We start from the raw sequence: 14221 nt of genomic DNA, 5'->3' as shown, positions 1-14221 counted from the left end.
ATTCAGTGATTCATTCAGTGATGCATTCAGCGATTCATGAGGAGGATGATCTCCTCGTTTTCCACCCGGACGTCGACGATGGTCTCGGGGATGTCGAAGAGCACGGTTCGTCCGTCCGCACGCAACCCCAGTTGCTGCGCGGCCATGCCCAGCATCAACGGGGGCACCGGGATGACGCCCGCCTGGATGCTCACGAGGTGGAGGCGTCCCTCGCCGCTCTCCCCCACCTGCGGGAGGACCTCTCCGGCGACCCGGGCGGAATCCCCGAGCAGCCTCGCCAGGCTCGCCGCCTGGTCCGCGTCGATCGGGAGCCGCGCGAAGTCGAGCATGACGGAAAAAGCGACGGTCGAGTCGCGCAGTTCGACGGCGGGCTCTCCGACGCCGGCCGGCAGTCGGGGGGTCAACTCGTAGCGAACGTAGCTCTGGAGTTCCGTCTCGGTGAACCGCGTCTCGGCCGCCCCGCCGCCGGCCGCCAACTCCTCAAGAGCTGCGTCCACGTCCGCGGCGGCCTCGGGGCCGAATTCGGGCGTGGTCTCGACGACGACGATTTCGTCCGCGCCCACGTTCGCGAGCCACGCCTCGATGTCTTCCCGGAAGATCCAGCCGGCGAGCAGCAGAATCAGAAGGAACGTGAGAAAGCCCAGACCTGTGAAAAGCCTTCGGAAGATACCCATGTCGACCGCCTCCGACCGGAATCGGGGAAAGAGCAGAAGCTAGTGCCGTGCGCGGCGGGCGTCATCGGCGCCGCCCGCCAGCCGGCCGGCGGCGACTTCGGTGTGCCGCGCCCCGCGGGAGAGAAGTTCGCTCCGCATCAGCGACACGCGCCGGACATCCACCGTGGCCTCGAAGCGGACGCCCGCGACGGCGCCCGCCAGACCTACGGGCGGCGGGGGGCGACGGATTCGTCCCACCGTCACGTGCGGACGGAACGGACGCGGGTCGGGGGCCACGCCGACGCGGACCACGGCCTCCTCCACGGATCGCTGCAGCGTGGCGAGGGCGGGGGCCTCCTCGACGCCGACCCACAGGACGCGCGCGCGCCGGTGGGAGGGAAAGACACCGGCCGCGCGCAGCCGGATCGAGAAGCGCGGCAACTCCGCCACGGCGGCGGCGATCTCGCGCGCGAGCGGCGTCTCCAGGTCGCGGTCGACCTCCCCGATGAAACGCAGCGTGAGGTGCAGTTGCTCCGCGCGCACCGGCCGCACGCCCTCCAGCGCCCGCAGGCGCCCGGTCGCGAGGGCGAGGTCCGCGCGGACCGCGGAGGGGAGGAGGACGGCCGCGAAGAGCCTCGACCGAACGTCGGGGGAGACATATCCTGCGCCTGCCATGATCCTCCTCGTCGACAACTACGATTCGTTCGCCTTCAACCTCGCCCGGTATCTCGAGGAACTCGGGGAGACCGTGCGCGTGCGGCGCAACGATGACGTCGATCCGGGGACCCTGGGGGACGAAGGCTTCTCGCACATCGTCATCTCGCCCGGTCCCTGCACGCCCGCCGAAGCCGGCGCCTCCGTCGAGGTGATCCGGGCCGTGGGCGCGGAGATCCCGATTCTCGGCGTCTGTCTCGGCCACCAGTGTATCGCCGCGGCGACCGGGGGACGCGTCGTCCGGGCCGCGCGCCCGATGCACGGCCGCCTGTCGGCGATCCGGCACGAGGGACGCGGGCTCTTCGCGGGCCTCCCCTCGCCGCTCGAGGTCACCCGCTACCATTCGCTGGTCGTGGATCCCGGCGAGCCGGGGACCGACATCCGCGTCACGGCCCGGACGGAAAAGGGCGAAGTGATGGCCCTCGAACACGTGTCGTGGCCCGTGTGGGGCGTACAGTTCCATCCGGAAGCCGTACTTACGGCGGGGGGACGCCGCCTGCTCGGGAATTTCCTCGCGCTCGGAAGGGGGGACGTTCCCGCCTCCGAGCCCGTGGAAGCCGCCCCCTGCCCCGAACTCCCGGCCGACGCGCTGCGCTAGGGTCCGCGGAAACGAATCGCCTCGGCGACGTGGTCCTCGGATACGCGGGCCTGCCCCTCCAGGTCCGCGATCGTCCGGGAGACGCGAAGCGTGCGGTGGTAGCCGCGGGCCGTCAGGCCAAGATGCGTCACGGCCTTCCGCAGGAGCGAACGGCCGACCCGCTCGAGCCGGCACGCTTCCTCGAGACGGGCGGGCAGGATCCGCGCATTGGTCGTGCCGTGCCGGCGGGCGGCGCGGGCGCGGGCCCTGGACACCCGGGCCCGCACGACCGCGCTGGTCTCGCCGGGCGCCGGATCCGCGAGTTGCTCCCAGCGCACGGCCGGGACGTCGACGAGCATGTCGATCCGATCGAGGAGCGGTCCGCTGACCCGGCGGCGGTAGCGCCGCACGGTCTCCTCGGGACAGCGGCAGCGGCCCGGCACGCCCAGGAAGCCGCACGGACACGGGTTCATCGCGGCCACGAGCGTGAACTCGGCGGGAAAGCAGGCCGACCCGGCGGCGCGGACGATCCGCACCTGCCCCTCCTCGATCGGCTGGCGCAGAGCCTCCAGCGTACGGCGCCCGAACTCCGGAAGTTCATCGAGGAAGAGCACGCCGTGGTGCGCGAGCGACGCCTCGCCCGGCCGCGGACGGCTCCCGCCGCCGATGAGCCCGGCCTCGCTGATGGAATGGTGCGGCGCCCGGAAGGGTCGGACGCGCTCAAGTCCCGAACCATCGGCCAGCAGGCCGGCGACGCTGTGGATCGCCGTCACGTCCACCGCCTCCCTGACGTCGAGGGCGGGGAGGAGACCGGGGAGACAGCGCGCGAGACTCGTCTTTCCGGAGCCGGGGCAGCCGGAAAGGAGGAGGTTGTGCCCTCCGGCGGCCGCGATCTCCAGCGCCCGCTTGGCGACCGGCTGCCCCTTTACGGCCGACAGGTCGAACCCGCCGTTTCGTGGCCTGCCGCCCGTCTCCGTCCGATCCGTCCGACCGGCGGCGGGCAGCAGCGCCGCGGGCCCGCGCAACGGGACATCGCCGTTCAGCGCGGCGAGGATATCGGTCAGCGAGTCCGAGCCGCCCAGGGCGATCCCTTCCGCGGCCGATGCTTCCCGCAGGTTCGCGGCCGGCAGCAGGAGGCGCTCGACACCGGGGTTCGCAGCCGCAAAGAGGGCGATCGGGAGGCCGCCGCGGATGGAACGCAACGAACCGTCGAGCCCGAGTTCGCCCACCGCCAGCGTCCCCTCCAGGGCATCCTGGGGAAGATCCCCCTTGGCGCACAGAATCCCGAGCATGATCGGCAGGTCCAGCGCGGCCCCGGTCTTGGGAAGGTCCGCCGGTGCCAGATTCACCGTGATGCGCAGCCCCGGCACGTGAAGGCCCAGTTGCGCCGCGGCGGCCCGGATGCGCTCGCGACCCTCGCGCACCGCGCTTTGCGCGAGACCGACGATCTGGATGATCGGCGTCCCCTTGACCAGCGACACCTCGACGCTCACCGGCCGCACGTCGAGCCCCATCACCGCCGCCGACATCACCGAGGCCGACCCCAACCACTTCGGCATTCTTCGTCGCTCCCGTCCGCACAGCCTTGTAATCTTGTAACTTCACGGTGAGTCGAAGATCGGCGCCGGTCTCAACCGGTTCTCAAACGGCTGCACTCAAACGGGCTACAAGCGAGGCGGACGAGTGGCGAAGAGCGTGAGAAGGTCGTGCGGGACGCGGGTGCTCGGAGCGCTCCTGCTGAGCCCGCTGCTCGCGGACCTTCCGACCCCCCTGCCGCTGGACGCGCAGGAACTCGACGCGGGCCACCTTTATCTCCGCGAAGCGGGGCGCCGCGTGGGGACGGAGCGCTTCCGGATCTGGCGGACCGGGTCCACCGTGAACGCCGTCGCCAGCGTCGAGAGGGTGCAGCGAACCGCCTGGCAGGTGCGGCTCCAGATGGACCCCGACCTGCTTCCCGTGAAATACGAGATTCGCGAAGGGGTATCGCCTCTCGTGAGCGGGGAACGCTTTCCCGACCGGATCCGCTTCCACTTCGTGACCCCGGAGGGCGAGCGCTGGAAGGAGTACCCGGTTCAGGAGGCGGCCGCGATCCTCGAACCGGGGGTCGCACATCACTATCTCGTCCTCGTGCGCGCGCTCAGAGCCGCGCCGGACGGGCGCATGACAGCGATCCTGCCCCTCGACGGCCGGACCGTGACCGTGGGCCTGACCGGGCGGACGGAGGAAGACGTTTCGCTCGGCGATGAGTCGGTGGACGCGACCCGTTACGACATGGACGTGGAGGGCGCCCTGCACCGGGTGTGGCTCGATGCGGACGACCGACTGCTCCGCGTCGTGGACGCGGCGGGACGCGAGGCCGTGCGAGCCCCGGCCGAGGGCTGAGGCAAACTGGAGGAGAAAGAGGACAAAATGGAACACCATCCGGAATCGTCCGACGCTGCGGTGGAGGAACACGGGATCCCCTCCCTGCCCGTGCGCATCGTGCAGGTCTTCGTCTCGCCGGCGAAGCTGTTCGACGCTCTCCGCCACCGCCCTGCCTGGATCGGCGCCGTTGTGGGGCTCATCGGCCTCAGCATCGCGCTGCAGTTCCTTACGCCAGTCATCGTCCCCGAGGAGGTATTGCGGAGGGCGGCAGAGGCCCGGATCGCGGACTTCATACCGGCGGGAACGGACCCTGCGGTTCTGGAACAGCAGGTCGACGCGGCCATTACGCCGGGAGTCGGCGTCATCGTCGGCACCATCATCATGACGCCGATCGTACTCTCGCTCATCGCGGGACTCCTCCTCATCGCCTTCAATGTCATCCTGGGAGGCGAGGCCAGCTTCAAGCAGTTGTTGAGCGCTGCGGCGCACGCCATGTACATCGGAACGGCGGGAGGCGTCCTCTCCATCGGCCTGTTGGCGGTCGGCGCCGAGATCGTGACCCTCTCGCCCGGTCTCTTCCTGCCCGAGATGGAGGGATTCCTCGGCAGGTTCCTAAACGGAATCAACATCTTCTCTGTTTGGACGTGCGGGGTGCTCGGGGTGGCGGTGAGCCGTTTCTATCCGGGACGGTCCGTGGCGGCGGGCACGACGTATCTGCTCGTGCTCTACCTGATCTTCGTGGCGGCGCTCGCGATGTTCTCCGGTCTCCTCGCCGGTCTGGCCGGCTAGGACGTGAAACCGCGCGGGTCGCGCCGACGTACCCGTGACGTACCGATGTACCGATTGATGTGCCCCTGGGCGCGGGCCATGCAGTTGCCCGGACTGCCCGCCGAGTCTCGAAATAAAGGTCCTTGTGAAGGATGAAGAAAGCGATCATCGCGGTCGTCGTGGTTGGACTTCTCGCGACCATGGGATTTCTCGCCACGCAGCGGCAAGGGCGTGGCGCCGTCGAAGTCCGCGTGGAGGCCGTCGGGCTGCGGAATCTCGTCGACGACGTCTCCGCGACGGGCCACATAGAGCCCAAGACGCACGTGGACATCACCACCGATGTCGCCGGACGGATCATCGAACTCCCGGTGGAGGAAGGGCAGGACGTGGAGGAGGGAGACCTCCTGCTGCAGATCGACCCGGCCCTCTACAGGGCAGGCGTGGATCGGGCCGAGGCCGCGCTCGCGCAGGCGGAGGCCAACCTCGCCCAGCAGGAGGCGACGTACGAGCAGTCGCAGCGGGACGCGGACCGTCTTACGGCGTTGCAAGCGCGCGGGACCGACTTCGTGACCGAAGCGGAAGTCGAGCAGGCAGTGACGAACGCCAACGTCCAGAAGCGGCTCCTGGAGGCCTCGGAGCACCAGGTCCAGCAGGCCGACGCGAGCCTGGACCAGGAACGGGACCGGCTCGGGAAGACCACGATCCGGGCCCCCATGTCGGGCCGGATCACGCGGCTCAACGTCGAGCGCGGCGAGACCGCGATCGTCGGGACGATGAACAATCCGGGAAGCCTGCTCCTCACCGTGGCGGACCTCTCCGTCATGGAGGCCGTAATCGAGGTGGACGAGACGGACGTGCCCGATATCGCCATCGGCGACTCCGCCTACGTAGAGATCGACGCCTTTCCGAACCGGCGTTTCGTGGGGATCGTCACCGAGATCGGCAACAGTTCGATCGTGCCGCTGAATCCCGCCACGTCCGGAGGTTCGGCTCAGGCGATCGACTTCGAGGTGCGCATCGAACTTCGTGCACCGCCCGAAGGGATCAGGCCGGACCTGTCGGCCACGGCCGATGTGATCACGGACACCCGCGACCAGGTACCCAGCATCCCCATCACGGCGCTCACGCTGATGGATGCGGATGAGTACGAGGAGATCCCGAACGAAAACCTCCCGAGCGCTCCGCGTTCCGACGCGGTGCGGGATATCGAGGGCGTCTTCGTCGTGGAGGGCGACGTCGTCCGCTTCCGTCCCGTGGAGATCGGCATCGCCGGAGAGAACTACTTCGAGGTCGTGTCCGGGATCGAACTCGGCACGACGGTCGTCTCCGGCTCGTTCCAGGCGATCCGCGAACTCCAGGACGGAAGCCGGATCCAGATCGACGGGCCGACCCCCGAGGCCGCCGTCAACGGCGACGGGAGCGGAGGGAGCGACGCCGCGGCCGACGGATCGGCCGACGGATCGGCCAACGGAGAGAACGGACGATGAGCGGGAACGGGCAGATGAAGTCGATGATCGTCACGCGCGGCCTCAAGAAGGACTACGTGATGGGCACCGAGACGGTGCACGCGCTGGCGGGCGTGGACATCGAGATCCTCCGGAACGAGTACGTCTCGATCATGGGACCCTCGGGCTCGGGCAAGTCGACGCTCATGAACATGATCGGCTGCCTCGACTCCCCGACGAGCGGCGAGTACGTCCTCAACGGGCAGGCCGTCCAGGATCTGAGCGACGACAACCTGGCACGGATCCGAAACCGGGAGATCGGCTTCGTGTTCCAGACGTTCAACCTCCTGCCGCGGGCGACGGCGCTGCACAACGTGGAGCTGCCGCTGATCTACGCGGGGGTATCGAGCAGGGACCGGCAGCGGAGGGCAGCGCACGCGCTCGAGATCGTACAGTTGGCCGACCGGATGGACCACAAACCCAACGAACTCTCCGGCGGTCAGCGCCAGCGCGTGGCCATCGCGAGGGCCCTCGTCAACGAGCCTTCGATCCTCCTCGCGGACGAGCCGACGGGTAACCTCGACTCCTCGACGTCCGAGGAGATCATGGACGTCTTCGACACGCTCCACGAGAACGGCCAGACCATCATCATGGTCACGCACGAGTACGACATCGCGGCTCGCTCCCAGCGCGTGATCACGCTCGTCGACGGCAAGGTCGAGGCGGAGATGTCCGTGGATTACTACCTCGCGCGCGGCATCCAGCGGCCCGTGGCGGCCGCGGTCGCGGCGGACCCACCGGCGAGCCCGGAGGCCGCGCCGACGCCCGTTCCCGCGCCGGAAGCCGAGCCGGACCCGGCTCCCTCCCTGGAGGCCGAGCCGGACCCGGCGCCGGCGCCGGAGGCTGCTCCGGAGCCGCCCCCGACCGCGGCTCCGCTCGACTCCGTGCGGCCCGAGGCCGCCCCCCCGACCCCGGGAACACCGCGCCCCATTTCGAACCCGTGGGCGCCCCCGCGCACCCCGCCCGTCGATGGCGGGCGCTAGCGGCCGCGCGATTCCCCGCCGATGAGATTCTGGGAGGGCATCCGCCTGTCGCTGCAGCAGGTCCGGTCGCAGAAGCTGAAGTCGTTCTTCGCGCTCCTCGGCATCAGCATCGGGATCACGTTCCTCATGGCGGTGATCACGATCGTCGAGGGCATGAACAGCTACGTGCGCGATGACTTCGCGGGTTCGCTCTTCGGCGTGAACACCTTCACGGTGGTCCGGCGTCCCCAGATCACCACCGGTCGCATCGACGAGGCGGAACGACGCCGGCAGCGGCGCAATCCGCAGCTCACCATGGAGGACGTGGAAGTCGTGCTGGCCGCGACGCCCGACGCCCAATACCGGGCCTATTATGCGCGAGATGTCGCGGGCTCGGTGCGCTACGGGCAGTACGAACGGCGCAATGTCCTCATGGTCGGGGGTTCGCCCGAGTACGAGGCGGTCCAGGGATGGAAGGTGGTGGATGGGCGGGGCCTGACGCCGATCGATGACCAGCAGGCGCTTCCCGTCGCCGTCATCGGCGCCCAGATCGCCGAACGGCTCTTCCCCACGACCTCGCCCATCGACAAGCGCATCCGAGCGGGCGGGCACGGTTTCAGAGTCGTCGGCGTGCTGGAGGCCCAAGGGGGCCTGGCCGGCAACCTGCGCGATGCGGCCGTCCTCATTCCCTTCGAAACGTTCCAGCGCACGGTAGCGCGGCGGCGGCTGGAGGTGGACGGCATCACCGTCAAGATGGGGTCGCTCGACGAACTGGACCCGGCCATGGCGGAAGTCGAGGGCGCGCTGCGATCCGACCGGCGCCTGCGGCCCTCCGAACCGAACAATTTCGGCATCGACACTTCGAGCGGGCTGCTCGACGCGTGGGAGACGATCAACCGGGTGCTGATGACGGCGCTGCCGGGATTGGTCGGAATCTCGCTCGTAGTGGGCGGCATCGTAATCATGAACATCATGCTGCTCTCGGTCACGGACCGGACGCGCGAGATCGGGCTCCGCAAGTCGCTCGGGGCGCGGCGGCGCGATGTCCTCTTCCAGTTCCTGACCGAGGCCTCCACGCTCTCGATTGTGGGGGCGGCGCTCGGCATCGGAATCGGATTCGGGCTGGCGTTCATCGTCGAAGGGGTCTGGGGCCTCCCGGCAGCGATCTCGGTCCCCGCGATGATCGTCTCCCTCGTGCTCGGGCTCGGCGTCGGGATCACCTCCGGCCTCTACCCCGCCTATCGCGCGGCCCGGCTCGACCCGATCGAAGCCCTCAGGTTCGAGTGAGGTTGCCGTGAGCGCGGGCGGGAGGGGCATGCGAGGCATGGGATTCATCGCGACAGTCGCCGAGGGGATCGCCGTCGCCTTCGACTCGCTCGGAGGGAACAAGGTGCGGAGTGGTCTCACGATCCTCGGCGTGACGATCGGCGTCGTTGTCGTCATGGTCATGGCGGCGGTGATCACCGGGATCAACCGGAGCTTCTCGGAGCTGATGGCCCCGGAGGGGATCACTACGTTCTGGGTGGCTCACTTCGACTTTTCCTCCATGCAGATCAGCGGACCGCTCGAGGAGGGGGAGGACGCCTTCTTCAAGAACCCTCCGCTGGAGCCGGAATGGGCGAAGGAACTGGGGCGGATCCCGGGGATCCAGAGCGCGGCGCCCATCGTGGACCTGGCGGGGTCCGGCTACGAGGCCTCCTCCGAGGGCGACCGGGTCGAGATCGGACTCTACGGAGTCGGCGCCGACTACATCGAGATCTCGGGCGGCGACATCATCGCCGGCCGCTGGTTCACGCAGTCGGAAGCCGACCGGCGCGCCGCGGTCACCGTGATCGACTCGGCCACCGCGGTGGGGCTGTTCGGGACTCGGGATCCGATCGGGCGGGACATCCGCATCAGCAGGGGCAGCGAGAACGCGAGAGTTCGCGTGGTCGGCATCTACCGGGTGCCGGCCAACCTCTTCGCCGGGCTGGTCTCGCACTATGTGTGGATGCCCTTCGCGACGGCGGACAAGCTGCTGCGGGTGTGGGACCGGCAGATCAGCTTCGTCGTGCGGCCGGAACCGGAGATGGAACTGCAGGCCGCGCTCGACGTGACGCGCGCCCGCATGCGGCAGTTGCGGGGACTGGAGATCGGCGAGGAAGACGACTTCGCCATGATGACCTCCGAGCAGATGATGGACCTGTGGGGCCAGCTGACCAACGTCCTGTTTGCGGCGATGGTCGGCCTGTCGAGCATCGGGCTCATGGTCGGTGGCGTGGGGGTGATCGGGATCATGATGATCTCCGTGACGGAGCGGACCCGCGAGATCGGACTGCGCAAAGCGATGGGCGGGCGCCGCCGTGACATCATGTGGCAGTTCCTCGTCGAAGCGGCCACGCTCACGCTGCTGGGCGGGACGACGGGGCTGCTGGTCGGGGGCGGGCTCGTGTGGATCGTGAACCAGGCCACGCCGCTGACCGCCGTCGTGCCGCTGTGGTCGATCGTGGCCGCGCTCGCGGCCTCGATCCTGACCGGGATCGGCTTCGGACTCTACCCCGCCTCCCGGGCTGCCGGTCTGGACCCGATCGACGCCTTGCGCTACGAGTGAGTTCCTCACCCACGGCAACACAGAGGTGACCTTACGCCCACGGGGTCCCGAAGCCGCGGGCTACGGGGAGGCGCGTGGGACCGCTCGTTCGGGCCGTGGCATGGGGTTCATCGCGACGGTCACCGAGGGGATCGCCGTCGCCTTCGACTCGCTCGGAGCGAACAAGGTGCGGAGCGGTCTTACGATCCTCGGCGTGACGATCGGAGTCCTCGTCGTCATGGTCATGGCGGCAGTGATCACCGGGATCAACAAGAGCTTCTCGGAACTGATGGCCCCGGAGGGGATCACTACGTTCTGGGTGGCTCACTTCGACTTTTCCTCCATGCAGATCACCGGCCCCCTCGACGAGGGGGAACACGCCTTCTTCAAGAACCCTCCGCTGGAGCCGGAATGGGCGAGGGAACTGGAGCGGATCCAGGGGATCCAGAGCGCGGTGTCTGTAGTGAATCTCGGGTCAGGCAACGAGGCCTCTTCCGGGGGCGACCGGGTCGAGATCGGGCTCTACGGAGTGGGTGCCGACTACATCGAGATCTCGGGCGGCGATGTGATCGCCGGCCGCTGGTTCACGCAGTCGGAGGCCGACCGGCGCGCCGCGGTCACCGTGATCGACTCGGCCACGGCGGTGGGGCTGTTCGGGACGCGCGACCCGATCGGGCGGGACATCCGCATCAGCCGGGGTGGCGAGAACGCGAGGGTGCGCGTGGTCGGCATCTACCGAGCACCCGCCAACCTCTTCGCAGGCCTCGCATCGCACTATGTGTGGATGCCCTTTGCGACGACGGACAAGTTGCTGCGGGTGTGGGACCGGGAGATGAGCTTCGTGGTGCGGCCGGAACCGGAAACGGAGCTTCAGACCGCGCTCGACGCGACCCGCGCCCGCATGCGACAGTTGCGGAGACTGAGGCCGGGAGAGGATGACGATTTCGCCATCATCACGGCCGACCAGGTGGTGGCGCTCTGGGGCCAGCTGACGGGTGTGCTGTTCGCGGCGATGGTGGGCCTGTCGAGTATCGGGCTCATGGTCGGTGGCGTCGGCGTCATCGGGATCATGATGATCTCCGTCACGGAACGGACCCGCGAGATCGGACTGCGCAAAGCCATGGGCGGACGCCGCAGCGACATCATGTGCCAGTTCCTCGTCGAAGCGGCCACGCTCACGCTGCTTGGCGGGGCGACGGGCATGCTGCTCGGAGGCGGGCTCGTGTGGGTCGTGAACCAGGCAACGCCGCTGACCGCCGTCGTGCCGCTGTGGTCGATCGTGGCCGCGCTGGCGGCCTCGGTGCTGACCGGGATCGGATTCGGACTGTACCCCGCCTCGCGGGCCGCCGGTCTGGACCCGATCGACGCTTTGCGCTACGAGTAGTCCTTCCCTGCGGCGGTAACACGCGGCTGACTTCGGCAGACAGTTGGAGCCGCGGGGGGCGGGGAGGCGCGCATGATCGGTCGTTCACCTGGTGCAGTGTCGCACGAATTCCTCGGCTATGCGGGTTCGCCGATTCCCGCGACACCGCGCTAGCGGCATGGGGTTCTTTTCGACGGTCACCGAAGGGATCGCGGTCGCCTTCGATTCGATCGGAGCCAACAAGGTCCGGAGCGGCCTCACGATCCTCGGCGTGACCATCGGCGTGCTCGTCGTCATGGTGATGGCGGCCGCGATCACCGGCGTCAACCAGAGCTTCGAAGCTGCGATGTCTCCGAACGGCATCGCGACGTTCTACGTGTCGCACTGGGACTTCACGTCGGCGGGGTTCGGCGGCGGTCCGATGAGCGAGGAGGAGCCGGACCTGCTCCGCAACGAGCCGCTCGATCCGCAGTGGGCCCGGGAACTCGGACGCGTCCCCGGCATCCAGAGCGCGTCCCCGTTCGTTGAGATCACCGGCGATTTCGGCACGCCGGCCTTCGAGGCAAGCGTCGGGTCGGATCGCGTCGAGATCCTGTTCTACGGCGTGGGCGCCGACTACCTCGAGATCTACAGCGGCGACATCATCTCGGGTCGCTGGTTCACGCGCCCGGAGGCCGAGCGGCGGGCCCCCGTCGCCGTGATCGATTCCGTGGTGGCGGCCGATCTGTTCGGGTCGCTCGATCCGGTCGGCCGCGAAATCCGGATCGGGGAAGGGAGCCGCGGAGCCATGTTTCGCGTGATCGGCGTGTACCGGGTGCCTGCCAACCTGTTCGCCGGCCTCGCGTCGCACTTCGTGTGGGTGCCGTTCGCGAGCGCGGACAAGCTGCTGCCCATCTGGGACCGGGCTGTCAGCATCATCGTGCGGCCGGAGGCCGAAGCCGACCTTCAGGCGGCGCTCGACGCGACGCACGCGCGGATGCGGCAACTCCGTCGCCTGGAGCCGGCCGAGGAGGACGACTTCGCGGTGCTGAGCCAGGAACAACTGCTGAATCTCTGGGGCCAGCTGACGAACGTCCTGTTTGCGGCGATGCTGGGGTTGTCGAGCATCGGGCTCATGGTGGGCGGCGTGGGGGTCATCGGCATCATGATGATCTCCGTCACGGAGCGGACACGGGAGATCGGGCTGCGCAAGGCGATGGGGGCGCGGCGGCGCGATGTCATGTGGCAGTTTCTGGTCGAGGCGGCCACGCTCACGCTGCTCGGCGGGGCGACCGGAATGCTGTTGGGCGGGGCGCTCGTTTGGATCGTGAACCAATTGACGCCGCTGCCGGCGGTCGTGCCGCTGTGGTCGATCATGGCCGCCCTTGCGGCATCGGTGCTGACGGGGATCGGTTTCGGGCTCTACCCGGCCTCGCGGGCCGCGGGGCTGGACCCGATCGACGCGCTGCGCTACGAGTAGGCGACCGAAAGGCGAGCCTGACCGCCCGATGACAGAGCAACCGCTGGACCTCCTTGCCATAGCGGCACACCCCGACGATGCCGAACTCACCTGCGGCGGGACGCTGGCCCGTGCCGCGGGTCAAGGGCACCGGACCGGCATCCTGGACCTGACGCGCGGCGAGATGGCCTCGCGCGGGACGCCCGAGTTGCGGGCCGAAGAGGCGGATCGGGCGGCGGCGGCGCTGGGGGTCGCGGTTCGGGTCAACGCCGGACTCCCGGATGCGCGGCTCGAGAACTCGCTGGAGGCGCGGCGGATCGTCGTCGGGCACCTGCGGGACCTCGCCCCCGCGACCGTGATCCTGCCCTATCCGCGCGGCCGCCATCCGGATCACCGGGCCGCCTCGGAACTCGCGCGCGACGCCTGTTTCCTAGCGGGACTGCGGGAGTACGAGGGCGGCCCCGGGCGCCGGCCGACGAAGATCCTCTACGCGATGGCGTACCGGGAGGACGCGGTGAAGCCGACCTTCGTCGTCCCGCTCACGGAAGAGCAGTTCCAGCGAAAGGTCGAGGCGGTGCGGTGCTACGCGTCACAGTTCGAGGGGGCGACTGCGGCGGGTGAGATCTTCCCCACCGGACAACCGCTCATCGAACGCGTCGAGACGGCGTCGCGGCACTACGGCTCGTTGATCCGAGCTCCGCACGGCGAACCGTTCCACGCCGATGAGACGATGCGGGTGAGCGATGTCACACGCCTCGGAGTTCGCTCGTTGTAGATAGGGCCGCGGCCGAGTGGAGCCCGGCTGAGCACCCAGCTGAGCACCCAATGGAGCCGTCAGCCGCAGCGAACCTCGACGAGGAGACGCTTCCAGCTCGGGACCGACTCGGCGCCCACCTTGATCACCTGTACGCGCGCCGCGCCGCCGCGCCGCATCCAGGGGGCAAGCCAGGCGCCGATCTCGCGCGGAAGGTGGCCGACCGGGTCGCCATCGCGGATATGGACCCAGACATCGTCGGGTTCGCCCCCGGGCGGGTCGGGGATCAGGAGGAGTTCCTCCTGCGGGCTTACCGTGTCGAGGTGGCGGGCACGGTCTTCAAAAGCGAGTCCGTGGACGGTGGTGCGGAACACCGGGGCCCCGAGCGGTGGTATGCTCTGCTCGTCGGACGTGGGCCCCGTGGGGCCTGGCGCCGGGGGGGTGGGCCCCGGCGCGGAACGTGGTGGTTCCATGTACTCCATCCCGAGTTGCGGCGTCGTTTGAAGCTTCGACACAATAGACGCTCTTCGCCGAACGGGCGAATCCGGACGGAA

The 14221-nt window shown here is 68.9% G+C and carries 14 protein-coding genes; 10 read left to right on the top strand and 4 right to left on the bottom strand.

Going from position 1 to position 14221, the window contains the following annotated elements:
- Positions 1–26: 26 nt before the first annotated feature.
- Both ACOGXI_RS16765 and thpR read right to left on the bottom strand, forming a co-directional pair.
- Positions 27–674, bottom strand: a complete 648-nt coding sequence (locus ACOGXI_RS16765) for a hypothetical protein (protein ID WP_419939949.1) — start codon at positions 672–674, stop codon at positions 27–29.
- Between the two features lie 39 nt (positions 675–713).
- Entirely contained in the window at positions 714–1328 is a 615-nt protein-coding gene (thpR, locus tag ACOGXI_RS16760) for an RNA 2',3'-cyclic phosphodiesterase (RefSeq protein ID WP_419939948.1), read from the bottom strand.
- Between thpR and ACOGXI_RS16755 the strand changes: the two genes are divergently transcribed.
- Positions 1327–1965 (top strand): anthranilate synthase component II, encoded by a 639-nt coding sequence (locus ACOGXI_RS16755; RefSeq protein ID WP_419939947.1) that lies wholly within the window; start codon positions 1327–1329, stop codon positions 1963–1965. The genes thpR and ACOGXI_RS16755 overlap by 2 nt on opposite strands.
- Here the strand turns inward: ACOGXI_RS16755 and ACOGXI_RS16750 are convergent.
- Positions 1962–3503, bottom strand: a complete 1542-nt coding sequence (locus ACOGXI_RS16750) for a YifB family Mg chelatase-like AAA ATPase (protein ID WP_419939946.1) — start codon at positions 3501–3503, stop codon at positions 1962–1964. The genes ACOGXI_RS16755 and ACOGXI_RS16750 overlap by 4 nt on opposite strands.
- Before the next feature lie 136 nt (positions 3504–3639).
- Here ACOGXI_RS16750 and ACOGXI_RS16745 point away from each other — a divergent pair, with 136 nt between their 5' ends.
- The 9 genes from ACOGXI_RS16745 (at position 3640) to bshB1 (ending at position 13688) form a co-directional block, all read left to right on the top strand.
- On the top strand, positions 3640–4326 hold the full coding sequence (locus ACOGXI_RS16745) for a hypothetical protein (protein ID WP_419939945.1): 687 nt from the start codon (positions 3640–3642) through the stop codon (positions 4324–4326).
- A 27-nt stretch (positions 4327–4353) separates the two neighbouring features.
- Positions 4354–5097 carry a YIP1 family protein gene (locus ACOGXI_RS16740; protein WP_419939944.1) on the top strand — a complete coding sequence of 248 codons (744 nt, stop codon included), beginning with the start codon at positions 4354–4356 and terminating at the stop codon, positions 5095–5097.
- 131 nt (positions 5098–5228) lie between these two features.
- A complete protein-coding gene (locus tag ACOGXI_RS16735; protein WP_419939943.1) occupies positions 5229–6563 on the top strand; it encodes an efflux RND transporter periplasmic adaptor subunit in 1335 nt (444 codons plus the stop codon).
- Complete coding sequence (locus tag ACOGXI_RS16730; RefSeq protein ID WP_419939942.1) at positions 6560–7564, top strand: ABC transporter ATP-binding protein; 1005 nt, start codon at positions 6560–6562, stop codon at positions 7562–7564. The genes ACOGXI_RS16735 and ACOGXI_RS16730 overlap by 4 nt, the downstream gene beginning before the upstream one ends.
- A 21-nt stretch (positions 7565–7585) precedes the next feature.
- Positions 7586–8830 (top strand): ABC transporter permease, encoded by a 1245-nt coding sequence (locus ACOGXI_RS16725; RefSeq protein ID WP_419939941.1) that lies wholly within the window; start codon positions 7586–7588, stop codon positions 8828–8830.
- Positions 8831–8858: 28 nt separating this feature from the next.
- Positions 8859–10133, top strand: coding sequence for an ABC transporter permease (locus tag ACOGXI_RS16720; protein WP_419939940.1), 1275 nt, complete (start codon positions 8859–8861; stop codon positions 10131–10133).
- A gap of 25 nt (positions 10134–10158) precedes the next feature.
- Entirely contained in the window at positions 10159–11496 is a 1338-nt protein-coding gene (locus ACOGXI_RS16715) for an ABC transporter permease (RefSeq protein WP_419939939.1), read from the top strand.
- Between the two features lie 157 nt (positions 11497–11653).
- Positions 11654–12934: an ABC transporter permease gene (locus ACOGXI_RS16710; RefSeq protein WP_419939938.1), complete on the top strand. Its 1281-nt coding sequence runs from the start codon at positions 11654–11656 to the stop codon at positions 12932–12934.
- A gap of 28 nt (positions 12935–12962) precedes the next feature.
- Positions 12963–13688, top strand: coding sequence for a bacillithiol biosynthesis deacetylase BshB1 (bshB1, locus tag ACOGXI_RS16705; protein ID WP_419939937.1), 726 nt, complete (start codon positions 12963–12965; stop codon positions 13686–13688).
- A gap of 59 nt (positions 13689–13747) precedes the next feature.
- Here bshB1 and ACOGXI_RS16700 read toward each other — a convergent pair whose 3' ends face one another.
- A complete protein-coding gene (locus ACOGXI_RS16700) occupies positions 13748–14041 on the bottom strand; it encodes a hypothetical protein (protein WP_310785238.1) in 294 nt (97 codons plus the stop codon).
- Positions 14042–14221: the final 180 nt, after the last annotated feature.

This window comes from Candidatus Palauibacter sp., assembly GCF_965208055.1.
Classification (GTDB): domain Bacteria; phylum Gemmatimonadota; class Gemmatimonadetes; order Palauibacterales; family Palauibacteraceae; genus Palauibacter.
This window is presented reverse-complemented; position numbering and strand designations above follow the sequence as displayed.

What these genes read in the sequence shown, in the direction of transcription:
- ACOGXI_RS16765 (WP_419939949.1), bottom strand. Translation starts at nt 674, where the DNA reads ATGGGTATCTTCCGAAGGCTTTTCACAGGTCTGGGCTTTCTCACGTTC.
- ACOGXI_RS16755 (WP_419939947.1), top strand. Translation starts at nt 1,327, where the DNA reads ATGATCCTCCTCGTCGACAACTACGATTCGTTCGCCTTCAACCTCGCC.
- thpR (WP_419939948.1), bottom strand. Translation starts at nt 1,328, where the DNA reads ATGGCAGGCGCAGGATATGTCTCCCCCGACGTTCGGTCGAGGCTCTTC.
- ACOGXI_RS16750 (WP_419939946.1), bottom strand. Translation starts at nt 3,503, where the DNA reads ATGCCGAAGTGGTTGGGGTCGGCCTCGGTGATGTCGGCGGCGGTGATG.
- ACOGXI_RS16740 (WP_419939944.1), top strand. Translation starts at nt 4,354, where the DNA reads ATGGAACACCATCCGGAATCGTCCGACGCTGCGGTGGAGGAACACGGG.
- ACOGXI_RS16735 (WP_419939943.1), top strand. Translation starts at nt 5,229, where the DNA reads ATGAAGAAAGCGATCATCGCGGTCGTCGTGGTTGGACTTCTCGCGACC.
- ACOGXI_RS16730 (WP_419939942.1), top strand. Translation starts at nt 6,560, where the DNA reads ATGAGCGGGAACGGGCAGATGAAGTCGATGATCGTCACGCGCGGCCTC.
- ACOGXI_RS16725 (WP_419939941.1), top strand. Translation starts at nt 7,586, where the DNA reads ATGAGATTCTGGGAGGGCATCCGCCTGTCGCTGCAGCAGGTCCGGTCG.
- ACOGXI_RS16720 (WP_419939940.1), top strand. Translation starts at nt 8,859, where the DNA reads ATGCGAGGCATGGGATTCATCGCGACAGTCGCCGAGGGGATCGCCGTC.
- ACOGXI_RS16710 (WP_419939938.1), top strand. Translation starts at nt 11,654, where the DNA reads ATGGGGTTCTTTTCGACGGTCACCGAAGGGATCGCGGTCGCCTTCGAT.
- bshB1 (WP_419939937.1), top strand. Translation starts at nt 12,963, where the DNA reads ATGACAGAGCAACCGCTGGACCTCCTTGCCATAGCGGCACACCCCGAC.